Annotated in this window: 21 protein-coding genes and 1 riboswitch; of the genes, 19 read left to right on the forward strand and 2 right to left on the reverse strand. The window is 43.3% G+C overall.

Going from position 1 to position 21,668, the window contains the following annotated elements; all coding sequences use genetic code 11:
- The first annotated feature begins 4 nt into the window (after positions 1-4).
- The 12 genes from ACFQ3Q_RS04775 to ACFQ3Q_RS04830 all read left to right on the forward strand — a co-directional run bounded on the left by ACFQ3Q_RS04775 (position 5) and on the right by ACFQ3Q_RS04830 (position 12,294).
- Positions 5-1,168 (forward strand): trans-sulfuration enzyme family protein, encoded by a 1,164-nt coding sequence (locus ACFQ3Q_RS04775; RefSeq protein WP_380743458.1) that lies wholly within the window; start codon positions 5-7, stop codon positions 1,166-1,168.
- Positions 1,169-1,249: 81 nt separating this feature from the next.
- A complete protein-coding gene (locus tag ACFQ3Q_RS04780; protein ID WP_380743460.1) occupies positions 1,250-1,675 on the forward strand; it encodes an RrF2 family transcriptional regulator in 426 nt (141 codons plus the stop codon).
- A gap of 136 nt (positions 1,676-1,811) precedes the next feature.
- Positions 1,812-2,063, forward strand: coding sequence for a DUF2061 domain-containing protein (locus ACFQ3Q_RS04785; RefSeq protein WP_380743462.1), 252 nt, complete (start codon positions 1,812-1,814; stop codon positions 2,061-2,063).
- A gap of 2 nt (positions 2,064-2,065) precedes the next feature.
- Positions 2,066-2,695: a phosphoadenosine phosphosulfate reductase domain-containing protein gene (locus tag ACFQ3Q_RS04790; RefSeq protein WP_380743464.1), complete on the forward strand. Its 630-nt coding sequence runs from the start codon at positions 2,066-2,068 to the stop codon at positions 2,693-2,695.
- A gap of 11 nt (positions 2,696-2,706) precedes the next feature.
- Complete coding sequence (cysD, locus tag ACFQ3Q_RS04795; protein ID WP_380743466.1) at positions 2,707-3,606, forward strand: sulfate adenylyltransferase subunit CysD; 900 nt, start codon at positions 2,707-2,709, stop codon at positions 3,604-3,606.
- Positions 3,607-3,622: 16 nt separating this feature from the next.
- Positions 3,623-4,867, forward strand: a complete 1,245-nt coding sequence (locus ACFQ3Q_RS04800; RefSeq protein ID WP_380743468.1) for a sulfate adenylyltransferase subunit 1 — start codon at positions 3,623-3,625, stop codon at positions 4,865-4,867.
- Between the two features lie 181 nt (positions 4,868-5,048).
- Entirely contained in the window at positions 5,049-5,471 is a 423-nt protein-coding gene (locus tag ACFQ3Q_RS04805; protein WP_380743470.1) for an OsmC family protein, read from the forward strand.
- Positions 5,472-5,550: 79 nt separating this feature from the next.
- Positions 5,551-5,659: riboswitch (SAM riboswitch) on the forward strand.
- A gap of 50 nt (positions 5,660-5,709) precedes the next feature.
- Entirely contained in the window at positions 5,710-6,726 is a 1,017-nt protein-coding gene (locus ACFQ3Q_RS04810; protein WP_380743472.1) for a homocysteine S-methyltransferase family protein, read from the forward strand.
- Positions 6,727-6,729: 3 nt separating this feature from the next.
- The gene (gene metH, locus ACFQ3Q_RS04815; RefSeq protein ID WP_380743473.1) at positions 6,730-9,408 is read left to right on the forward strand and encodes a methionine synthase; all 2,679 of its coding nucleotides are present in this window, start codon (positions 6,730-6,732) and stop codon (positions 9,406-9,408) included.
- Positions 9,409-9,460: 52 nt separating this feature from the next.
- Positions 9,461-10,417: a methylenetetrahydrofolate reductase [NAD(P)H] gene (metF, locus tag ACFQ3Q_RS04820; protein WP_380743475.1), complete on the forward strand. Its 957-nt coding sequence runs from the start codon at positions 9,461-9,463 to the stop codon at positions 10,415-10,417.
- 24 nt (positions 10,418-10,441) lie between these two features.
- Complete coding sequence (locus tag ACFQ3Q_RS04825; protein WP_380743477.1) at positions 10,442-11,542, forward strand: acyloxyacyl hydrolase; 1,101 nt, start codon at positions 10,442-10,444, stop codon at positions 11,540-11,542.
- The gene (locus tag ACFQ3Q_RS04830; RefSeq protein WP_380743478.1) at positions 11,539-12,294 is read left to right on the forward strand and encodes a head GIN domain-containing protein; all 756 of its coding nucleotides are present in this window, start codon (positions 11,539-11,541) and stop codon (positions 12,292-12,294) included. The genes ACFQ3Q_RS04825 and ACFQ3Q_RS04830 overlap by 4 nt, the downstream gene beginning before the upstream one ends.
- Here the strand turns inward: ACFQ3Q_RS04830 and gldA are convergent.
- Positions 12,281-13,177 carry a gliding motility-associated ABC transporter ATP-binding subunit GldA gene (gene gldA, locus ACFQ3Q_RS04835; protein ID WP_380743480.1) on the reverse strand — a complete coding sequence of 299 codons (897 nt, stop codon included), beginning with the start codon at positions 13,175-13,177 and terminating at the stop codon, positions 12,281-12,283. The genes ACFQ3Q_RS04830 and gldA overlap by 14 nt on opposite strands.
- A gap of 383 nt (positions 13,178-13,560) precedes the next feature.
- Between gldA and ACFQ3Q_RS04840 the strand changes: the two genes are divergently transcribed.
- From ACFQ3Q_RS04840 to ACFQ3Q_RS04855, 4 genes are read left to right on the forward strand one after another with little or no spacing between them, the layout of a single operon-like run.
- A complete protein-coding gene (locus ACFQ3Q_RS04840; RefSeq protein ID WP_380743481.1) occupies positions 13,561-14,385 on the forward strand; it encodes a prephenate dehydratase in 825 nt (274 codons plus the stop codon).
- Positions 14,385-15,533 (forward strand): pyridoxal phosphate-dependent aminotransferase, encoded by a 1,149-nt coding sequence (locus ACFQ3Q_RS04845; protein ID WP_380743483.1) that lies wholly within the window; start codon positions 14,385-14,387, stop codon positions 15,531-15,533. Before ACFQ3Q_RS04840 ends, ACFQ3Q_RS04845 begins: the two co-directional genes overlap by 1 nt.
- Positions 15,530-16,393 carry a prephenate dehydrogenase gene (locus ACFQ3Q_RS04850; protein WP_380743485.1) on the forward strand — a complete coding sequence of 288 codons (864 nt, stop codon included), beginning with the start codon at positions 15,530-15,532 and terminating at the stop codon, positions 16,391-16,393. Before ACFQ3Q_RS04845 ends, ACFQ3Q_RS04850 begins: the two co-directional genes overlap by 4 nt.
- Before the next feature lie 3 nt (positions 16,394-16,396).
- Positions 16,397-17,482, forward strand: coding sequence for a chorismate mutase (locus ACFQ3Q_RS04855; RefSeq protein WP_380743486.1), 1,086 nt, complete (start codon positions 16,397-16,399; stop codon positions 17,480-17,482).
- Positions 17,483-17,557: 75 nt separating this feature from the next.
- Here ACFQ3Q_RS04855 and ACFQ3Q_RS04860 read toward each other — a convergent pair whose 3' ends face one another.
- On the reverse strand, positions 17,558-18,205 hold the full coding sequence (locus ACFQ3Q_RS04860; RefSeq protein ID WP_380743489.1) for a hypothetical protein: 648 nt from the start codon (positions 18,203-18,205) through the stop codon (positions 17,558-17,560).
- An 85-nt stretch (positions 18,206-18,290) separates the two neighbouring features.
- On the opposite strand from ACFQ3Q_RS04860, the gene rsgA reads away from it, so the two are divergent.
- Genes rsgA through ACFQ3Q_RS04875 form a run of 3 tightly spaced genes read left to right on the forward strand, consistent with a single transcriptional unit; the run spans position 18,291 to position 21,662 of the window.
- Positions 18,291-19,244 carry a ribosome small subunit-dependent GTPase A gene (rsgA, locus tag ACFQ3Q_RS04865; RefSeq protein ID WP_380743491.1) on the forward strand — a complete coding sequence of 318 codons (954 nt, stop codon included), beginning with the start codon at positions 18,291-18,293 and terminating at the stop codon, positions 19,242-19,244.
- Entirely contained in the window at positions 19,241-19,693 is a 453-nt protein-coding gene (gene dtd / locus ACFQ3Q_RS04870; RefSeq protein WP_380743493.1) for a D-aminoacyl-tRNA deacylase, read from the forward strand. The genes rsgA and dtd overlap by 4 nt, the downstream gene beginning before the upstream one ends.
- A 52-nt stretch (positions 19,694-19,745) precedes the next feature.
- Positions 19,746-21,662: a DUF3857 domain-containing protein gene (locus ACFQ3Q_RS04875; protein ID WP_380743495.1), complete on the forward strand. Its 1,917-nt coding sequence runs from the start codon at positions 19,746-19,748 to the stop codon at positions 21,660-21,662.
- Positions 21,663-21,668 lie beyond the last annotated feature (6 nt).

Genomic DNA, 21,668 nt, shown 5'->3' on the forward strand with positions numbered 1-21,668 from the left:
ACCAATGAATATAGAGACCACAGCCGTCAGGACGCAAATTGAACGCTCGCAACATTTGGAGCATTCGGTGCCATTATACCTTACTTCCAGTTACATTTTTGAAGATGCCGAAGATATGAGGGCTTCTTTTTCGGAAGAAAAGGACAGGAATATTTACAGCAGGTTTACCAATCCTAATACTTCAGAATTTATAGAGAAGATCGTGAAAATGGAAGGAGCGGAAGCCGGTTATGCCTTTGCAACCGGTATGTCTGCTGTGTTCTCTACATTCGCGGCCCTTCTCAACAGCGGAGATCATTTCGTGTCTTCCAGGTCGGTTTTTGGGTCCACACATAGTCTGTTCACCAAATACCTGCCTAAATGGAATATTTCACATTCCTATTTTGGGGTTAACGAGACCGATAAGATCGAAAGCCTGATAAGGCCGGAGACCAAAATTCTTTTTGCAGAGTCCCCTACCAATCCGGGAGTAGATGTTCTGGATCTCGAAAAACTGGGTAACATTGCCAGGAAACACAATCTTATCCTTATAATCGATAATTGTTTTGCAACACCGGTGCTTCAGAACCCCATAGAATTTGGTGCCGATCTTGTGATACATTCGGCTACTAAACTTATAGACGGGCAGGGCAGGGTGCTTGGGGGAGTAACGGTAGGAAAGGAGGAGCTGGTCAGGGAGATCTATCTGTTTTCCAGAAATACCGGTCCCGCCCTGTCCCCGTTTAATGCCTGGATACTCAGTAAAAGCCTTGAAACCCTTCCGGTAAGACTGGAAAAGCATTGCGAGAACGCCCTGAAGGTAGCCAGGTTCCTGGAGAATGAGGAGAAGGCCGGGAATGTAAAGTATCCTTTTCTGGAATCACATCCCGCGTATTCTATTGCGAAGAAGCAGATGAAATTGGGAGGGAATATTGTGTCTTTTGAGATTAGGGGCGGGCTGGTGGCCGGAAGAAAATTTATTGATACCGTGAAATTATGTTCCAGAAGCGCAAATCTTGGTGATACCAGGAGTATAGTAACTCATCCGGCCTCAACCACGCATAGTAAGCTGAGTGAGGAAGAGCGGCTGGAGGCAGGAATAAAGCCGGGCTTAATCAGGATCTCCGTAGGTCTGGAACATGTTGAAGATATAATAGAGGATCTTAAGCAAGCTTTGAATTCTAAATAAGCTTAAGCTATAAAACAGGCCGGCCGGCAGCAGAATACTTGGAAGCATTTGAGAAAATTATTTATTAAGTATATTCGCTGTATGCTTTCAAAGAAAACGAAATACGGAATCAAGGCACTTACCTTCATTGCCCGGCAACCGGGGAGACAGCCTGTGCAAACTTCAGAGATCGCAAAAAGCGAGAACATAAGTCAGAAGTTTTTGGAGAGTATACTGCTTAGTTTAAGAAAATCGGGACTCCTGGGTTCTAAGAAAGGAAAGGGAGGCGGATATTATTTAATTAAGGAGCCTGAAGATATTAAGATGACTTCGGTGATAAGGGTGCTGGAAGGACCTATTGCTATGGTACCTTGTGTAAGCATTAATTATTATGAAACCTGTGCAGATTGTCCCGATGAAAAAACCTGTTCTGTACACAAATTAATGATACAGGTTCGGGATTGTACTTTGAAAGTTTTGGGCGAGAATACCCTGGCCGATCTCACGAAATTTCAAAATCAGATATAGGAGAAGAATTCCGGGAAGCAGATAAAAATGAGAATTAAATCTTGTTTTTCTTGGCAACTTCGGGAAGTCAGTTTATTTTTGTGCTATTAACCTACTAAATCTATAGGTTAATGGAATTATAGGTGAAAATAAGCTTATGCTGTTAGATCACTCCAGAACAAAAAGCGACTTCAAAAAAGACAGAACTTCAGAGAATCCTCTCAGGAGTATTGCTAAAACAATTAGTTGGCGCATTGTGGGAACGGCCGACACCATTGGGATCTCCTGGTTATTGACAGGAGAGATGGCTACGGCAATGGCTATAGGTTCTATAGAACTGGTGACCAAGATGATCCTTTATTTTGGCCACGAAAGGCTTTGGAATATGATAAATTTTGGAAAGGAATAGTTATGGAAAAGTTTAATCAACAAGAGCTGGACCAGCTGAACAGAAGGTTCAAAGGTCTGCCCCCTGAAGAAATAGTGCTTTGGGCCGTAGAAAATTCAAAGAATGCTGTTGTTACGACAAATTTCAGACCCTACGAGGCGGCTATTTTGTCTGTTTGTTCAAAGGTAGAACCTGCAATGAAGGTGGTTTGGTGTGATACCGGTTATAATACTCCGCAAACCTATAAGCACGCAAAAGAAGTTATAGAATTGCTGCAGCTTAATGTGCAGTATTATTCCCCAAAAAAAACGGCTGCCTACAGAGATGCAATTTTTGGAGGCATTCCGCAGGTTGATAGTTCGCTGCACGAAGAGTTTACCAAACAGGTTAAACTGGAGCCTTTCCAGAGAGCAATGAAAGAACAGCAGCCTGACTTGTGGTTTACGAATCTTAGAAAAGGTCAGACCTCTTTCAGGGACAGTATAGATATTCTAAGCTATAGCAAAGACGGGCTTTTGAAGGTAAGTCCTTTCTATCATTTTTGTGATAAGGAACTGGATGTTTATATGTGTGAACACAACCTGCCTAACGAATTTAAATATTTTGATCCAACAAAGGTGCTGGACAACCGTGAATGTGGTCTGCACGCATAAAAGAATAGTAAATGACACGAATTTTAGACCAGAACAGCCTGGAAAGTGAGGCCGTATATATCTTCAGGGAAGTGGCGGCTCAGTTCGAAAACCCTGTCCTGCTTTTTTCCGGAGGTAAGGATTCGATCACTTTAGTAAGACTGGCTCAAAAGGCCTTTTTTCCGGCAAAGATTCCTTTCCCATTATTGCATATTGATACCGGTCATAATTTTCCTGAAACCATCAAATTCAGAGATACACTGGTAGAAGAATTAGGGCTTCAGCTAATTGTTCGAAATGTGCAGGACGATATTGACAATGGAAAGGCCATCGAGGAAAAAGGAAAATATTCAAGCAGAAACTCCCTCCAGACCAATACGCTCTTAGACGCTATCGAAGAGTTCAAGTTCGATGCCTGCATAGGCGGTGCCCGGCGCGATGAAGAAAAGGCCCGTGCTAAGGAAAGGATATTTTCAGTAAGAAATGATTTTGGGGAATGGGATGAAAAGAATCAACGGCCGGAAGTTTTTGATATGCTGAACGGAAGGATCGAAATTGGTCAGAATGTAAGAGTGTTCCCTATTTCAAACTGGACTGAGCTTGACGTATGGAGCTATATTGAAAGGGAAGGAATAGAAATTCCTTCGATCTACTATTCACACGAAAGGGAAGTCTTTGAAAGAGACGGGATGCTCTGGACGGCTTCAGAATATGTTTACCGCGAGGAACATGAAACTACCCAGGTCAAAAAAGTTCGTTTCAGGACAGTAGGGGATATGACCTGTACGGCTGCAGTAGAATCTGAGGCTGATACTATCCAAAAGATAGTGCAGGAGATCAGGGAGTCTTCAATTTCTGAACGTGGCGCAAGAATAGACGATAAAAGATCTGAAGCTGCAATGGAAACAAGAAAGCAGCAGGGATATTTCTAATTGAGAAAAAGAAAGAATGGAAGTTTTAAAAATAGCAACAGCGGGAAGTGTAGATGATGGTAAAAGTACCCTTATTGGGAGACTGCTTTACGATACAAGATCACTTACTTCAGATAAACTGGAAGCCATTGAAAAGAGCAGTAGAAAGAAAGGTTACGATTACCTGGATTTTTCTCTCGCTACCGATGGCCTTGTTGCCGAAAGGGAACAGGGAATAACCATAGATGTGGCTCATATCTATTTTTCCACAAAGAAGAAAAGCTACATTATTGCCGATACTCCGGGACACGTTGAGTACACCAGGAATATGGTAACCGGGGCTTCAACTTCAGAAGCTTCAATTATTCTAATCGACGCGAGAAAGGGAGTTATCGAACAGACTTACAGACACTTTTTTATCAACAACCTGCTTCGGGTTAAAGAAGTAATTGTAGCGGTGAATAAGATGGACCTGGTTAATTATTCTGAAGAGGTGTTCAATGAGATCGTTGCCGATTTTCAGGAGTTACGTAACAATAGCGAATTTAAAGACCAGAAGATTACTTTTATTCCGGTTAGTGCCCTTTGGGGGGAGAATATAGCAGAAAGATCTACCGCTATGGCCTGGTATGAAGGGGATACGGTGCTGGAACATCTAGGGAACATCAAAGCCGAAGACTTTAGAGAGGAGAGCCAGGCAAGATTTTCGGTTCAAACAGTAATCCGCCCCAAAACAGATGAATATCACGATTTCAGGGGTTATGCCGGTAAAATTAGCGGTAGTAGTCTTAAAGTTGGTGATGAGGTGACCGTATTGCCATCTTTGACCACTTCAAGCATTAAGGAAATATACTTTTTTGATCAGAAATTTGAAGAAGCACCTGCGGGAAGTTCGGTTACCATAAGCCTTGCCGACGATATAAATGTGGCAAGAGGTGATATGCTGGTGAAGACCGGGGAAGAACCGCAGCAAACGAAACTCCTTAACGCTACCGTGTGCTGGATGGATAATAAAGAGCTAATAGCGGGAACCAAATATGTTCTACAACATCATACCAATGGAATACTCGCCAAGATCAATAAGGTAGAAGGTCATATCCAAACAAATTTTGGAGGAGTTAAAGAAGCTTCTTCGTTAAAATTGAACGAGATAGGGAAGGTCTCCATAAAATTAAGCAAACCGATCTTCGCCGATAATTTTGAGGATAATAAAGCCAACGGAAGATTTATTTTGGTAGACACTCAAACCAATACAACTGCCGGAGTCGGTTTTATCAAATAAAAAGAGGAAAAATTTTCTAGGCTTAATAACTAAAGTCCTTCAGGTGTTTAACATTGAAGGACTTTCTCTTTTTGAGGTGATAGTGATCTTCGAATATTTTCCCCTCCTTTTTAAGGAGGGGTGGCCGTAGGCCGGGGTGGTTAATTTTCCTAACTTTGTTGAAATTAATATTTCTTCAAAGATGAAAGTAAGTTTAAAACGAATCAACGATAATTACCTTTTTGAAACTAAGAACGAACGCGGGAATATAGTTCTGTTAGATAATAAATCTGAAGAAGAACCAAAGGGCTCCAGCCCGATGGACCTTATTTTACGCGGAATTGCAGGCTGCAGCAGTATAGATGTGGTGATGATCCTCAAAAAACAGCATCACGAGCTGGACGACCTTCGCGTTGAGGTAGAAGGCTTCCGTGAAGAAGGTGCTATTCCTAATGTTTTTACCAAAATTCATTTGAATTTCATTTTGAAAGGAGACCTGCCGGCGGCAAAGGTCAAAAGAGCCGTGGAGCTTTCTATGGAGAAATACTGTTCTGTTTCAAAAATGCTGGAAAAAGCAGCCGAAATCTCGTACGGGATCACTCTGAACGGAGAAACCGTGGTATAGGTTAATTTTGATTTAAATTCCTTGGAATTGGCTGAAGTATAGCCTTAATTTGCTGTACAAGTTCATTTTTTAATAAAAATCGTTATCAAGAAAGGCAGAGGGATTAGACCCTTTGAAGCCTTAGCAACCCTCCTGTAATGGGAGAAGGTGCTACGTTCTACCACACAATAATTGTGGACAGATAACTCAAAGAATTCCTTCCGTCTTCTTTTTTGATACGATCTTATAATTCAATAAGATGTCAAAATTAGAAGAACAACTCTCACAAAAAATATTAATACTCGATGGTGCAATGGGCACTATGCTTCAGGAATATAATTTTTCTGAAGAGGATTTCCGCGGAAACCGTTTTGCTGACTGGCCTGTTTCCGTAAAAGGAAATAACGACCTGCTTTCCCTTACGCAGCCCGAAGCCATTGCCGAGATACACCGAAAATATTTTGAGGCCGGGGCAGATATTGTGGAAACCAATACTTTCTCCGGTACAGCCATTGCTATGGCCGATTATCAGATGGAGCACCTTATCTATGAGCTTAATTACGAGTCGGCTTATATCGCAAAGAAGGTGGCAACAGAACTTAGCGAGGCGAATCCTGAAAAACCCAGATTTGTAGCCGGGGCAATGGGTCCTACCAATAAGACAGCCAGTATGTCGCCAGATGTTAATGATCCGGGCTTCAGGGCTATTTCGTTTTCTGAATTGAAAAAGGCATATAAAGACCAGGCTGAAGCCTTAGTGGCAGGTGGGGTTGACATTCTTTTAGTGGAAACGGTTTTTGACACGCTTAATGCCAAGGCCGCGCTTTTTGCCATAGACGAGCTGAAAGAGGAAAAGAACCTGGATATACCCGTGATGGTGAGCGGGACCATAACGGATGCTTCCGGGAGGACACTTTCGGGACAAACCGCTGAAGCTTTCCTGATCTCTGTTTCTCATATTCCGCTGTTGAGCATTGGATTCAATTGCGCTTTGGGTGCAAAGCAGCTTACCCCTCACCTTGAAGCCCTGGACCGCAATACCGAGTTCGGGATTTCTGCCCATCCCAATGCCGGACTTCCCAATGCCTTTGGAGAATATGAACAGTCTGCAGAACAAATGGCTGAACAGATCAGGGAATACCTTGAGAAAGGTCTTGTGAACATCCTGGGAGGCTGTTGCGGTACCACTCCCGAACATATTAAAGCCATTGCCGAAATAGCAAAGGACTATTCACCGCGCCCTTTTAAAAAGAGATTTCAAACACAAAGAGTTTAGATGATGAGTGAGATACGACCTTTAAAATTATCGGGGCTGGAGCCTCTTGTGATCACTCCGGAGAGCAATTTTATAAACGTCGGGGAACGTACCAATGTGGCCGGTTCCAGAAAATTCCTGAGACTGATCAAAGAAGAAAGATATGATGAAGCCCTGGAAGTGGCACGCGATCAGGTGGAAGGCGGGGCCCAGATCATAGATATTAATATGGACGATGGCCTGATAGAAGGCCGGGAGGCAATGCTCAGGTTTCTGAATCTTTTGGTGGCCGAACCCGATATCGCCAGGGTTCCGATTATGATAGACAGTTCCAAATGGGAAATTATAGAAGCCGGGCTTCAGGTGGTGCAGGGTAAATGTGTGGTGAATTCCATAAGCCTCAAGGAAGGTGAGGAAGAGTTCATCTGGCGTGCCAAAAAGATCAGGCGCTATGGAGCAGCCGTAATTGTAATGGCTTTTGACGAGATAGGGCAGGCCGATAATTATGAACGCCGAATCGAGATTGCCAAACGTTCTTATGAGCTGCTTACTCAGAAAGTGAGTTTTCCGCCCGAGGATATCATTTTTGACCTGAATATTTTTCCAGTGGGTACGGGAATGGAAGAACACCGAAGAAATGCCATCGATTTTATTGAAGGTACCCGGTGGGTTCGTGAGAACCTTCCCCACTGCAGTATCAGTGGAGGGGTAAGCAATGTTTCCTTTTCTTTCCGCGGAAACAATCCTGTTCGGGAGGCTATGCATTCGGTATTTCTATATCACGCTATAAAAGCCGGGATGAATATGGGAATTGTGAATCCCGCCCTGCTTGAAGTGTATGATGAGATCCCGAAAGATCTGCTGGAGCACGTAGAAGATGTTATCCTGGACCGAAGAGCCGATGGAACCGAGAGGCTTTTGGCCTTCGCCGAAAATGTGGTAGGTAAAAAAAGGGAGAATAAGACCGATCTTTCCTGGAGGGAAAAGCCTTTGCAGGACAGGATCACCCACGCCCTGGTGAAGGGTATTGATGCTTATATCATAGATGATGTGGAACAGGCAAGACAGGAGACAGAAAGGCCCCTGGATGTTATTGAAGGCCCCTTGATGATTGGAATGAATGTGGTTGGAGATCTCTTCGGAAGCGGAAAGATGTTCCTGCCTCAGGTGGTGAAATCGGCCAGGGTTATGAAGAAAGCAGTGGCTTACCTTTTACCTTATATCGAAGCCGATAAGGCTAACAAAAGACAGTCGGCAGGAAAGGTTTTGATGGCGACCGTGAAGGGTGATGTGCACGATATTGGTAAAAATATTGTGAGCGTTGTTTTGGGATGCAATAATTACGAGATCATAGATCTTGGAGTGATGGTTCCGCCTGAAAAGATCATAGAAACCGCCAAAGCAGAGAATGTTGATGCCATTGGCCTGAGCGGACTTATTACCCCTTCTCTGGATGAGATGGTGTTTCTGGCCAGGGAGATGGAGCGGCAGGAGTTTGAAGTGCCCTTGCTTATAGGGGGCGCAACCACCTCTAAGGCGCATACCGCCGTGAAAATAGATCCGCAGTATCATCAGGCCGTCGCACATGTGAATGATGCTTCAAGGGCCGTGACCATTGTAGGTGAGCTTTTGAAGGAAAGCACCCGTGAAAAGTACAAACAGGACCTGAAGGCCGAATATGATAAATTCAGGCAGAATTTTAAGAAACGGAGTAAGATCAAATCATTTCTGAGCCTTGAAGAGGCAAGGAAAAACAAATTTCAGATCGATTGGCAGCATAGCCCTATCCCTAAACCGAATCAACTTGGAATAAAGCTGATAGAGGATTTTGACCTGAGAATCCTTGAAGATTATATAGACTGGAGTCCTTTTTTCAGAAGCTGGGACCTGCACGGCCGTTATCCTGATATCCTGAATGATAAAAAAGTGGGGGAGCAGGCACAAAACCTTTTTAATGATGCGAAGGTTCTCCTGAAAAGAATCTTTGATGAGAAACTGCTGAAAGCAAAGGCTGTTTTTGGTCTTTTTGAAGCAAATTCTGTGAATCACGATGATATTGAAGTTTATAATTCACCGGACTCTGGTGAAAAGGGAATTGTTTTCAGGACGCTCAGGCAGCAGCTGAAAAAGCACCGGGAAAAGCCCAATTTCGCCCTTGCCGATTTTATCGCACCTAAGGAAAGCGGGATCCGGGATTATATCGGTTGTTTCTGCGTGAGCACCGGGTTTGGAACCCAAGAGCTGGCGGCTCAGTTTGAGAAAGATCACGATGACTATAATTCGATTATGATCAAAGCTCTGGCCGACCGGCTTGCCGAGGCCTTTGCCGAATACCTGCATAAAGAAATAAGGACGAAATACTGGGGCTACGCACCCGAGGAAAAACTCAGCAATGAAGATCTGATCAGGGAAGCCTATAAGGGGATCCGGCCCGCTCCGGGTTATCCGGCCTGTCCCGATCACCTGGAAAAACTCAGCATCTGGGAGCTGTTGAAAGTGGAGGAGCATATCGGGGTGAAGCTTACCGAAAGCCTGGCAATGTGGCCGGCTGCCAGCGTGAGCGGTTATTATTTCGCCAATCCCGAAGCCCGCTATTTTGGGCTGGGTAAGATAAAGCAGGACCAGGTAAAGGACTTTGCAGAAAGAAAAGGAATTTCATTTAAGAAAGCCGAAAAATGGCTGACCCCGAACATAGCCGATTAATGATTCTCATTCTGATTTGGATTCAGAATTTAACCGAAAAGAATTTAAATTGATGAAAATTACCGAACACATAAAAGCAGCAGAAGGAAAAAGCCTTTTTTCCTTCGAAATTTTACCGCCTTTAAAAGGGCATAATATCCAATCTATTTATCAAAGCATAGATCCCTTGATGGAATTTGATCCGCCGTTTATAGATGTGACTTACCACCGGGAGGAGTATGTGTATTCTGAAAGGGATAATGGTCTTTTGGAAAAGAAGATCGTAAGAAAAAGGCCGGGTACCGTTGGGATCTGTGCGGCAATTCAGAGCAGGTATGGTGTAGATGCAGTACCTCACATCCTTTGTGGCGGATTTTCTAAAGAGGATACCGAGAACTTTCTTATAGATATTGATTTTCTTGGGATCAAGAATGTGATGGCGCTTCGCGGTGATGCCGTAAAGAGTGAGATATATTTTAAACCTGAACCTGACGGGAACTGTTATGCCAGTGACCTGGTAACCCAGATAAGAGAGATGAATAAAGGGAATTACCTGGATGAGGTGATCGAAAAAGGGCATAATACCGATTTCTGTGTGGGGGTTGCCGGTTATCCCGAGAAGCATATGGAAGCTCCGAGTCTCGATAAGGATATACAAAGGCTTAAAGAGAAGATCGAGGCGGGAGCTGAATATGTAGTGACCCAGATGTTCTTTGATAACGAGCGTTTCTTTGAATTCGTGGAAAAATGTCGTGAAAGCGGAATAACAGTTCCTATCATACCCGGTTTAAAACCAATCGCAACCAAGAGGCAGTTAAGTGTGATCCCGCATCGGTTTCACGTAGATATGCCCGATTGTCTTATAAAAGAGGTTGAAAAATGTAAGGATAACAAGGAAGTGAGACAGGTGGGTGTTGAATGGTGCATTCAGCAGAGCAGGGAGCTGGTGGCCCGGGGAGTGCCGGTTTTGCACTATTATTCTATGGGGAAAAGTACCAATATTCAGAAAATAGCTTCAGCTGTTTTTTAAAATATTAGGCTACATTTGTGTCCTATGAGGAAAATTACGGGTTATTTTTTTCTGTTTTTCTGCTGTAGCATTCTGGCCCAGGAGAAGGACAAAAATCATTATTTTCTGGACGCCAGTTATTTTTACGGCACCATCGCAGAACATAACCCCGATCTTGCCCACCTCATAACAGGCCATCCCACGGGATTAATTCTAAGCTTTAACCGGAAGACTTTCGGAAAGAAAGCCTGGGAACGCCGTTATAATTATCCGGACATCGGTTACAGTTTTACCTATCAGGATATGAAGAATCCGTACCTGGGTGATAATTATGGGCTTTACGCCCATATGAACTTTTATTTTTTTAAACGGAACCTGATGTTGCGAATAGGACAGGGGCTGGCGATGACTTCGGACCCGTATCATCCCGATGATAATTTCAGGAATAAGGCTTATGGTTCGCGATTGCTGAGCAGTACGTATTTGATGGCTAATTATAAGAAGGAAAACATTTTTGAAGGATTGGGCCTGCAGGGAGGGATCTCTCTCATCCATTATTCCAACGCCGATTTTAAATCGCCGAATGCCAGTACCAATACCTTCACTTTTAACCTGGGGCTGAACTATAGAATTGGAGAAAATGAACTGCCCTCTTATGTTCCGAAGAGAAGAAAGGAAAAATACACCGAGCCTTTTCATTATAACTTTGTGTTGAGAAGCGGTGTGAACACGATGGGGGTGATAGGTTCGGAACAATACCCGTTCCTAACGCTGACCGCGTTTGCAGATAAGGTGGTGAATCACAAAAGTACCCTGCAGGCGGGGACCGAGCTTTTTCTCTCCAAGGCGATGGAAGAAAGGATTCGATATGAATCTATTGCTTTTCCCTTGGGAGAGACCGAAGGCGATGAAGATGCAAAACGCATAGGAGCTTTCGTAGGGCACCAGCTTACTTTTAATAAATTATCTGTGATCACCCAATTGGGATATTATGTATACTATCCCTATGAACATTACGTGGAAAGACTATATAACAGGATAGGTTTGAAAAGAATAATCACTCCTGATTTATGGGGCTCAATTACGGTACGTTCACACTGGGCGAATGCTGAAGCCGTGGAATTTTCAATCGGTTACAGGTTATGAAAAAACTAGTTGTAATATTATGGATCCTGCTGCTCGGCCTTGCTTCCTGCGATACCGAGAAGGCTCCGGACTGTTTTCAGACCGCAGGAAAGATCGTGAAAAAGGAAGTTCAGCTTGAAGCTTTTGAAGAGGTAATGGTCTATGAGCGGGTAAAGCTTTTTATTCAGCAGGGCGAAGAATATTCGGCGACTATAGAAACCGGGGAAAATTTGCTGGAAGAAGTAAGCCTCGAGGTTAAAGATAACCGGCTGAGCATCAGGAATACCAATGCCTGTAACCTGTTCAGGGATTATGAGGTGACCAAAGTTTACCTGACCACTCCTACGCTTAATTGGCTTCAGAACAGCAGCGGGAGTGCGATAGAAAGCATAGGAACGCTGAATTTTCCTGAACTATGGCTGCGTTCCTTTAACCAGGAAATGGATCCTGATATTCATACCAATGGCGACTTTATTCTTGAACTGAATGTTGAAAGGCTCAGAATCACGAACGATAATTTTTCGAATTACTTCCTGACGGGGAATGTTGGGACTGCAGATATTTTCTTTGCCGGGGGAGACGGAAGGCTGGAAGCAGCAGACTTAATTGTGCAGCATTATGATATTTTCCATCGTGGAACCAATAAACTTATTGTGAATCCGCAGCAGTCAATAAAGGGAGATATTTACGGGTTTGGCGATGTTATTTCAAAAAACAGGCCGCCCGAAGTGAATGTAAAGGAGCATTATAAAGGCCGTCTTATTTTTGAGTAAGTTCGGCAAACAGGCTTTCCAGGTTCTTGGTTTTTCTGTTTAGCTGCACCGTTTTCAGACCGTTATCGTGTGCGAAATCAAAAACAACAGGTCTCATATCTTTTTGGGTATCGAAGGTGAGTTCGTAGGCAAATCCGCCTAAACTCTTCATCGACTTCAAATTCGGTAATTTCTTTATAGCGACATTCTCGATCTGGTAATCAAATTCCACCAGGATCACCTGTTCCTCTTCATTTCTTAGATCCTCCAGCTTTTTATCGGCTACGATCTCCCCGTTGTTAATGATGATCACCCGTTCGCAAATGGCTTCCACCTCCTGCATAATATGAGTGGAAAGGAAAACAGTTTTGTCTTTGCCAATGTTTTTGATAAGATTCCTGATCTCTGCCAGCTGGTTCGGGTCAAGCCCGGTGGTGGGTTCGTCCAGGATGAGAACATCGGGATTATGAAGCAGGGCAGAGGCTATCCCCACTCTTTGCCGGTACCCCTTGGACAGCTGTTCTATCTTCTTGTTCGCTTCAGGGCTAAGTCCGGTAAGTTTGATTACCTCCTCGATCCTGTTCTTGTCAATTCCGTAGATCTTCGCGTTGAAGCCTAGGTATTCTCTCACGAACATATCTGTATACAACGGGTTATGTTCAGGAAGGTAACCGATATTCTTCTGGATCTCGTGTATGTCGTCCTGCACCGAAAGTCCGTTTACCTTGGCGATGCCTTCTGAAGGAGGCAGGTATCCGGTAAGGATCTTCATCAATGTGGATTTTCCTGCTCCGTTCGGGCCTAAGAATCCAACGATTTCACCTCTCTCAATGGAAAAGGAAACTGAATTCAGCGCTTTTTGCTCTCCGTAAAACTTGGATATTTCTTCAACCGAAACCGACATAGCTGGATTTTTTTCAAAAGTAATCATTAATTTTTTCCTCCGTATATGGAGGGCAATTCCTTCAATAGGAATAACGGGAAAATACCCGATGAATTATTCGGAATTTCAGGAAACTGCTGACTTTATTCTTTGAAGATTCGGTTAAAAAATCATTTGGATTTTGACAATTCCTGAAAAGTTTGAAAAAGGTTTTTCATTTTGAAATTAAATACTACTTTAGTCGTTCAAAGTTAAAGCAATGAACGGAGTTTTTACCTGGAACGCATTCTATTATTTTTATTTCTATTTCGGAAATAGGAACGGGAATGCTATGTAATTACTTCATAAGATTATATAAAAAAGTCCCGATTTAAAGTCGGGACTTTTTTTTATTCAAATTTTAAATGGAAAAGATTATCGGAATTCAGGGAATACAGGGCTCATTTCATCATCTGGTGGCACAGCAATATTACGGGGAAGGTATCCCAGTGCTGGAGTGTATGTCTTTCCAGGAAGTTGCCAATAGCCTGGTGGATGGCCGTTCCAGTGAAGGGGTGATGGCAATAGAGAATTCCATTGCGGGTTCAATTTTGCCTAATTACGCACTTATAGACGAGCATAACCTGAAGGTGGTCGGGGAGCATTACATTCCTATAGATATGAACCTGATGGCTCTGCCGGGCCAGGAGATAGAAGATATCAAAAAGGTGTATTCCCATCCTATGGCGCTGCTTCAGTGCAAGCAGTTCTTTAAGGGATATCCGCATATCAAGCTCATTGAAGATGCAGATACTGCTGAAGCGGCGAAGCGGATCTCAGAAAAAGGTTCGAAGCACGTGGCGGCCGTGGCCAGCAGGTCGGCAGCCGAGATCTTCGGGCTTAATATTCTGAAGGAAAGTATTCATACCAAGAAGAGCAATGCCACCCGTTTTTTGATCCTGAGCACGCAGCTGAAGGAACCCAATGGGGAGAAAATCGATAAGGCTTCTTTGAAATTTGAACTTGAAAGTAAACGCGGCAGCCTGGTCTCGGTACTGAATATCGTAAGGGATTTTAACCTTGATATGACCAAGATACAGAGTATGCCGATAATTGAGACGCCCTGGAAATATTCATTCTTTATAGATGTGACCTTCGAAGATTATGAAGAATTTCTGAAAGCAATGGACATTCTAAAGGCGATGACGGAAGAATTAAAAGTATTAGGAACTTACAGAAACCGCTTATAATGATACAGCAGGCAACAAGATTAGATCACGTAAAGGAATACTATTTCTCGGCTAAGCTTAGAGAGGTAAGGGCTCTGGAGGCACAGGGGAAGCCTGTCATTAATCTGGGGATAGGCAGTCCTGACCTGCCGCCACCCCCGCAGGTGATTGCAGAACTGAATGAAGCAATGGCTAATCCTGCTGCACACCAGTATCAGCCTTACAAGGGGACGGGGGACTTCAGAAAAGCCATTCAGGAATTCTATAAAAATCATTATGACGTAAAACTGGATCCCGATACCGAGATATTGCCGCTTATGGGGAGTAAGGAAGGGATCACCCATATTTCAATGGCCTTTTTGAACGAAGGCGATGAGGTGTTGATCCCCAATCCCGGATACCCCACTTATACTTCGGTAACAAAACTGGTGGGAGCCAGGCCCGTTTATTATGAACTTAATGAAGAAAGCAACTGGAATCCTGATCTCAAGGCCCTGGAGAAATCAGACCTAAGCAAGGTAAAGCTGATGTGGGTGAATTATCCTCATATGCCAACGGGAGCTTCAGCCGATAAAGCCGTGTTCAAGGAACTGGTGGAATTTGCTAAAAAACATAAGATCCTGATCGTAAATGATAATCCATACAGTTTTATTCTGAACGATCATCCTAAAAGTATCCTGGAGACCGAAGGAGCCAGGGAGGTGGTTCTTGAACTGAACTCCCTGAGCAAGAGCTTCAATATGGCCGGATGGCGTATAGGGATGGTTTGCGGAAGTGAGAAGAACTTGCAAAGTATCCTGAAGGTGAAGACGAATATGGACAGCGGGATGTTCTATCCCTTGCAGGCTGGAGCAGCCGCGGCCCTGAGGCTTCCGAAAAAATGGTTTGAGTCACAGAATAAGATCTATGCTGCCAGAAAGGAAAAAGTGAATGAGCTTTTAACACAGCTTAACTGTAAACCATCGGCAGATCAAACGGGAATGTTCGTTTGGGCCAAAGTACCAAACGGCACAACTTCTGAAAAATTTGTGGATGACCTGTTACATAAGCATAGCATTTTTATAGCACCGGGCTTCATTTTCGGGAGCCGGGGAGAGGGCTATGTGAGGTTCTCGCTTTGCGCAGCCGAAGAGAAAATAGAAACCGCCATTAAAAGGATAAAGAAATGAGAGTACAGGTAATAGGAATAGGATTGATAGGCGGCTCTTTTGCCCTGGATCTGAGATCTGAATTCAGGGAGGTGAAGATCCTTGGAACAGATTCCAATAAAGAGCATCTGGAAAAGGCCCTTGAACTGGGGCTTGTGGATGAAGCCGCTGAAATTTCGGAAGTTGCAAAAGCCGATGTGGTCATAGTTGCGGTGCCTGTGGATGTGAGCATTAAAGTGACTAAAGAGGTGCTTGATCTGGCAGGAGAAAATACACTGGTTTTTGATGCGGGATCTACTAAAGAAGGGATCTGCAATGAACTGGCCGGGCACTCAAAAAGGAGAAACTTTCTGGCTGTTCATCCCATTTCGGGGACCGAGTTTTCAGGGCCGGAAGCTGCCATCTCAAACCTTTACAGGAATAAGACCAATATTATCTGTGAAGTGGAAAAGACCGCTTTTAAGCTTCAGGAGAGGGCGCTGGAGATATTCCAAAGACTTGGAATGAGGATCAGGTATATGGATCCCAAAGCTCACGACAGGCATATAGCATATGTGTCGCATCTGTCCCATATCAGTTCCTTTATGCTCGGAAAAACGGTGCTGGAAAAGGAGCAGAATGAGCGTGATATTTTCGATCTTGCGGGAAGCGGATTTGCCTCTACGGTAAGGCTGGCAAAAAGCTCTCCGGCAATGTGGACCCCAATTTTCAGGGAAAACAAGACCAACGTGCTGGAGACATTAAATGAATATATAAACAATCTAACCGATTTCAGGAACCTTATAGAAAAAGACGAATTTGAGAGGGTTTTTGAAGAAATGGAAAGAACGAATCATATAAAAGATATTTTAAACGGAATTAATTCCACTGTAAAACTGTAGAATATGGAAAACAAGAAAGAACTCAGAAACTGGTTAGACGATTTTGGCCTTGACCACCCGTTGGTAATTGCGGGGCCTTGTAGTGCCGAGACGGAAGAGCAGGTACTTACAATTGCACATCAGCTTAAAGATACCGATGCCACGGTTTTGCGGGCGGGAATCTGGAAACCCAGAACAAGGCCGGGAAACTTTGAAGGTGTGGGAGCTCTTGGTCTGAAATGGCTTCAGAAGGCCAAGGAAGAAACGGGAATGCTTACCACTACAGAGGTGGCTAATCCTCATCACGTAGACCTTGCGCTGAAACACGATGTGGATATCCTGTGGATTGGGGCTCGTACCACGGTGTCACCTTTCATCGTTCAGGAGATCGCTGATGCCCTTAAGGGAACCGATAAGACCGTACTGGTAAAAAATCCGGTGAACCCCGATCTTTCATTATGGCTTGGAGCCGTTGAACGTTTGTATACTGCCGATATCAATAATCTTGGGGTGATCCATCGCGGATTCTCGAGCTATGAGAAGACGAAATACCGAAACAATCCGGAATGGCAGATCGCTATCGAATTGCAGAATAAATTTCCTGACCTGCCACTAATCCTTGACCCTTCACATATTGCGGGAAGAAGGGATATTATTTTTGACCTGTGCCAGACCGGGCTTGACCTTAATTACGACGGGCTAATGGTGGAAACCCATCATACTCCTGATAAAGCCTGGAGTGATGCGGCACAACAGATAACCCCTGAAACCCTTGTTCAGATTATGAAAGACCTGAAGATCAGGAAGGAGGTTTCTGAAAGTGAAGAATTTCAGAAAAAACTAAGCAATCTAAGGGCAAAGATAGATGTGGCCGATAATAAGCTGATCGAACTGCTTTCAAAAAGAATGAAGATCGCCGAGGAGATCGGGCAGGTGAAGAAGTCCCAGAACGTTGCCATACTTCAGTCAAAGCGCTGGAACGAGATCCTTGGGAAAATGGTGCTTGAGGGAGAGCAGCACGGGCTAAGCGAAGAATTTATCCTGCGTTTATTTAAAGCAGTTCACCAGGAATCCATTAATCACCAGAAAAAGGTGTTGCACGATCAATAGAAAATCAGTGTTTTCCATAAAAAAGAAACCTCACGGGAAATTGCCGTGAGGTTTTTATTTAATCTGGAACGGAAATTATTTTGTATAGGCTAAGCGTCTGGAAGCTTTTCTCATTAGTTTATTAATAAGCTGATCTGTACTGCTACCCAGTCCTCCGGCTACTCTTTTGTTGTAGTTCCAAAGCAACTCCCCGGTACCGGCATTGTTGACGCTCATATTTATGGTTGCTGAATTGGTGGTGCCCCAAAAGCCAACAAGAAGGCCCAGGGCTATGGAAGCTCCTTCAGACATAGGTTTGTCGGTTTCAAAGTTTCCGCTTATCACGGCATCAACACCAAGAATTTCGGCAAGCTCTTCAGAAGTGTGAAGAGCGGTGTCTTCTATATTGTTCTGGTATAATAAGGCATTAGTTCTTTTAGGATCCTGAACATCTATAAACAGATCGCCCCTTTTTTTTCTTTTTAAGAACCAGGAATACATTGAACTCTGGATGGCAAGGCCTTCACCTTTTTCAAGTTCTTTTAAATCTTCCACGGTGATTTCCTTCATTTGTTTAGGACGTAACTTTACCTTTGCCTGAAATGGGATAATTGCGATCTTTTTATGGTCTTTTGCAATGCTTTCAAAATCGGGATGTTCAAAGAGATTAGTTTGGGCGTTAGAAGAAAACCCTGTAAGCAGGACCATAAGGCCGATAAATAATTTAAATGTAATTTTGCTCATATTAAATATTGTATTTTGATTAGTGTATCAAATATATCTTAAAAAAATTAACATTTGTTAGAAAAAATCTTCTGGAGCTGAAATAATGAAAGGAACGGTATATAAATCTACAGGAAGCTGGTATCAGGTTAAGTCGGAGGATGACGGGAAATTCTATGATTGCCGGCTGAAGGGGAAATTCAGGATCAAGGGAATCAAGAATACGAACCCCGTAGCTGTGGGAGACAAGGTGGTTTTCGACCTGGAAGATAAGGCTGAAGAGGTTGTTGGGGTCATAAAGAAAATAGAGGAGCGCGATAATTATATTATCAGGCGATCGGTAAATCTTTCCAAACAAACCCATATCATTGCGGCCAATATAGACCAGGTGTTCCTGTTGGTTACGTTGAATAACCCGCCTACGTTTACCACTTTCATCGATCGTTTTCTGGTTACGGCTGAGGCCTATGACGTAAAAGCGGTCTTACTTTTCAATAAAATAGATACCTATAACGAAGAGGAGCTGGCCGAGATCAAGTTCCTGGCTGCATTATACAGAAATGTGGGTTATGAGTGTGTCGGGATTTCAGCCAAGACCGGAAAGAATGTAGATAAGGTTAAAGAAATGATGACCGGAAGGACCAGTATGTTCTCGGGGCATAGTGGAACCGGAAAATCAACGCTTATCAATGCTATTGAACCCGGTATGAACCTTAAAACTTCTGAAATTTCAGAGCAGCATAAACAGGGTCAGCATACTACCACTTTTGCCGAGATGTTTGATCTTAGCTTTGACGCCCGCATTATTGACACCCCTGGAATCAAAGGTTTTGGTGTTGTGGATATAGAGCGGGAAGAACTTGGGGATTTCTTTCCGGAGTTTTTCAGACTAAAGCAAAATTGTAAATTTCACAACTGTCTTCACCTTAACGAGCCCAAGTGTGCCGTAAAGCAGGCCCTGGAAGAAGGAGAGATCGCCTGGTCCAGGTATAAAAGTTATTTGCAGATCCTGGAGGGAGAAGACGATAATTACCGAATTGATAATTATTCAAAGAAATGAGAGTAGTATTACAAAGGGTTTCAGAAGCCTCTGTAACCATCGATGAAAAAGTTAAATCGGAAATTGGAAAAGGACTCCTCATCCTGTTGGGAATAGAGGATGAAGACTCCAGGGAAGATATTGGCTGGCTTTGTAATAAAATCGCCAAAATGAGGATTTTTAATGATGAAAAGGGGGTGATGAACGATTCTTTGTTAGATGTAAGCGGTAGTGCAATCGTAGTAAGTCAGTTTACGCTTCACGCGAGTACCAGGAAGGGGAATCGCCCCAGTTATATCAAGGCGACTAAACCCGAAGTTGCTATTCCGCTATACGAAGAATTTGTCTCCGCTCTGGAGGAAACATTGGGGAAAAATGTTGGTACAGGAGAGTTTGGAGCCGATATGAAAGTTTCACTTATCAATGACGGACCTGTCACAATCTTAATAGATTCTAAAAATAGAAGTTAAAAAGAGTTAAATTTTTAATATATTGCCGTTCTAAACAACTCAAGTTCTACGAATGCGCAAATTATTCTGTTTGTTGCTCGTGCTGGCTTCATCTTCCCTACTTGGCCAGGAGAGTGACTATTCCGTAAGTGCGATCCCTGCTAGCTTAAAGAAAAATGCCAATGCTGTTGTTAGAAAACAAAGTATTGAGGTAGATGTTGAATCTGTTAACAAGCAGGTGATGCGTCTTACCCGGGTTGTCACTGTGCTCAATGATTACGGAGACCGTTATGTTCGTGCCTACGAGTTTTATGATGATGAAACCAAGATCAAACATCAGCGCGCTTATATCTATGATAAGAGTGGAGAAGAGATAGAAAAGATAAAAGAAAAGGATTTTCGCGACCGCAGTATGGTAAGCGATAATAACCTATATGACGACTCCAGACTGAGTTACCTGGAATATACTCCCCGGGAATATCCATACACCGTTGTTTATGAAAGTGAGGTGGAAAGTGGTTCTACTGCTTTTTTGAGGTCCTGGCGACCTTTGCCTTCTTATTATTTAAGTGTGGAGCAGTCTTCTTATAAGCTTAGAAATCCAAGCCATATTCCCATAAGGTTTCAGGAATTGAACCTGGATAGTCTTGACCTTAAGAAAGCCACTTCTCAATTTGAATTAGATTATGCAGTGAATAATTTGCCCGCCTATAAATATGAACCACTTAGCCCAGATCTTGAGGATTTTATGCCACAGGTAAGGGTGGCCCTAAAGAACTTTTCGCTTGTAGGGGTTGAAGGAAGGGCTGATAACTGGAAGGATTTTGGAAAATGGCAGTATGAAAATCTGCTGAAGGGAACCGATGAGCTTTCAAGCGGGACCGTTGAAAAAATAAGCAATCTGATAGCCAGTGCCGAAACAGAAAGGGAAAAAGCCAGGCTAATCTATGAATATGTTCAGGAAAAGACCAGATATATAAGTGTTCAGCTTGGCATTGGAGGCTGGAAGCCTATGAAAGCTTCAGATGTGGACCGCCTGGGGTATGGAGATTGTAAAGCCCTTACCAATTATACAAGAGCTTTGCTGGATTCCCAAGGGATCGCATCAAATTATGCTGTGGTATTTGCGGGAGATGAAATAACCGATATAGACGGAGATTTCGCTTCAATGCAGGGAAATCACGTGATCCTGAATGTGCCTCAGGAAGAAGGAGATGACATCTGGCTGGAATGTACCAGTCAAACTCATCCTTTCGATTACTTAGGGGACTTCACCGACAACCGAAATGTATTGCTGGTAAAGCCCGAAGGCGGAGAGATCGTTAAAACACGAAAGTATTCTGCCAGTGATAATAACAGGGATATAAACTGCCTGGTGAAGCTTGATAAAGACGGGAATTATTCCGCAGAGATAGTGAGGAGCAGTACAGGAGTGGAATACGGGAATATTTATCCGTTAAAAGACCAGAGTGAAGACGACATAGAAAACTTTTACCTGGAAGGCTGGGGACACCTGCACAGTCTTGAAATTGAAACCAAGGATTTCCATAATGACAGGAAGAATCAGGTATTTACCGAGAAGCTAAAAGTGAATGGAAAGAAACTGGCTACTCCTGCGGGAAACCGGCTTTTGCTCTCGCTTAACTTTCTGCTCCCCGATATTTACAGGCTTCAACGAGATGAAGACCGGAATAAACCGGTGGAGATCTTAAGAGGCGAGTCCCAGAAAGAGCATTTTAAATATGTTTTGCCGGCCGGGTTCAAGGTAGAGGCTCTTCCGGAAAATATAGATCTGGAAAATGAATTTGGAAAATTCAGATTTCAGTGTGAACTCAAAGAAGAGGAAGGCGCAAAGGTTATAGATGTGAAAAGGAATTATGTAATTAATGAAGGTAAGTGGCCTGCAGCTTCTTTTTCAGAATTCAGAAACTTTATGAACAAGATCAATATATCGTGCAATCAAAAAGCTGTGATTGTTACAACCAACTAAACTTTA

The organism is Salegentibacter chungangensis (genome assembly GCF_042678405.1).
Lineage (GTDB): Bacteria > Bacteroidota > Bacteroidia > Flavobacteriales > Flavobacteriaceae > Salegentibacter_A > Salegentibacter_A chungangensis.

Coding starts and splice junctions, on each gene's coding strand:
- ACFQ3Q_RS04775 (WP_380743458.1), top strand. CDS start 5: ATGAATATAGAGACCACAGCCGTCAGGACGCAAATTGAACGCTCGCAA.
- ACFQ3Q_RS04780 (WP_380743460.1), top strand. CDS start 1,250: ATGCTTTCAAAGAAAACGAAATACGGAATCAAGGCACTTACCTTCATT.
- ACFQ3Q_RS04785 (WP_380743462.1), top strand. CDS start 1,812: ATGCTGTTAGATCACTCCAGAACAAAAAGCGACTTCAAAAAAGACAGA.
- ACFQ3Q_RS04790 (WP_380743464.1), top strand. CDS start 2,066: ATGGAAAAGTTTAATCAACAAGAGCTGGACCAGCTGAACAGAAGGTTC.
- cysD (WP_380743466.1), top strand. CDS start 2,707: ATGACACGAATTTTAGACCAGAACAGCCTGGAAAGTGAGGCCGTATAT.
- ACFQ3Q_RS04800 (WP_380743468.1), top strand. CDS start 3,623: ATGGAAGTTTTAAAAATAGCAACAGCGGGAAGTGTAGATGATGGTAAA.
- ACFQ3Q_RS04805 (WP_380743470.1), top strand. CDS start 5,049: ATGAAAGTAAGTTTAAAACGAATCAACGATAATTACCTTTTTGAAACT.
- ACFQ3Q_RS04810 (WP_380743472.1), top strand. CDS start 5,710: ATGTCAAAATTAGAAGAACAACTCTCACAAAAAATATTAATACTCGAT.
- metH (WP_380743473.1), top strand. CDS start 6,730: ATGAGTGAGATACGACCTTTAAAATTATCGGGGCTGGAGCCTCTTGTG.
- metF (WP_380743475.1), top strand. CDS start 9,461: ATGAAAATTACCGAACACATAAAAGCAGCAGAAGGAAAAAGCCTTTTT.
- ACFQ3Q_RS04825 (WP_380743477.1), top strand. CDS start 10,442: ATGAGGAAAATTACGGGTTATTTTTTTCTGTTTTTCTGCTGTAGCATT.
- ACFQ3Q_RS04830 (WP_380743478.1), top strand. CDS start 11,539: ATGAAAAAACTAGTTGTAATATTATGGATCCTGCTGCTCGGCCTTGCT.
- gldA (WP_380743480.1), bottom strand. CDS start 13,177: ATGTCGGTTTCGGTTGAAGAAATATCCAAGTTTTACGGAGAGCAAAAA.
- ACFQ3Q_RS04840 (WP_380743481.1), top strand. CDS start 13,561: ATGGAAAAGATTATCGGAATTCAGGGAATACAGGGCTCATTTCATCAT.
- ACFQ3Q_RS04845 (WP_380743483.1), top strand. CDS start 14,385: ATGATACAGCAGGCAACAAGATTAGATCACGTAAAGGAATACTATTTC.
- ACFQ3Q_RS04850 (WP_380743485.1), top strand. CDS start 15,530: ATGAGAGTACAGGTAATAGGAATAGGATTGATAGGCGGCTCTTTTGCC.
- ACFQ3Q_RS04855 (WP_380743486.1), top strand. CDS start 16,397: ATGGAAAACAAGAAAGAACTCAGAAACTGGTTAGACGATTTTGGCCTT.
- ACFQ3Q_RS04860 (WP_380743489.1), bottom strand. CDS start 18,205: ATGAGCAAAATTACATTTAAATTATTTATCGGCCTTATGGTCCTGCTT.
- rsgA (WP_380743491.1), top strand. CDS start 18,291: ATGAAAGGAACGGTATATAAATCTACAGGAAGCTGGTATCAGGTTAAG.
- dtd (WP_380743493.1), top strand. CDS start 19,241: ATGAGAGTAGTATTACAAAGGGTTTCAGAAGCCTCTGTAACCATCGAT.
- ACFQ3Q_RS04875 (WP_380743495.1), top strand. CDS start 19,746: ATGCGCAAATTATTCTGTTTGTTGCTCGTGCTGGCTTCATCTTCCCTA.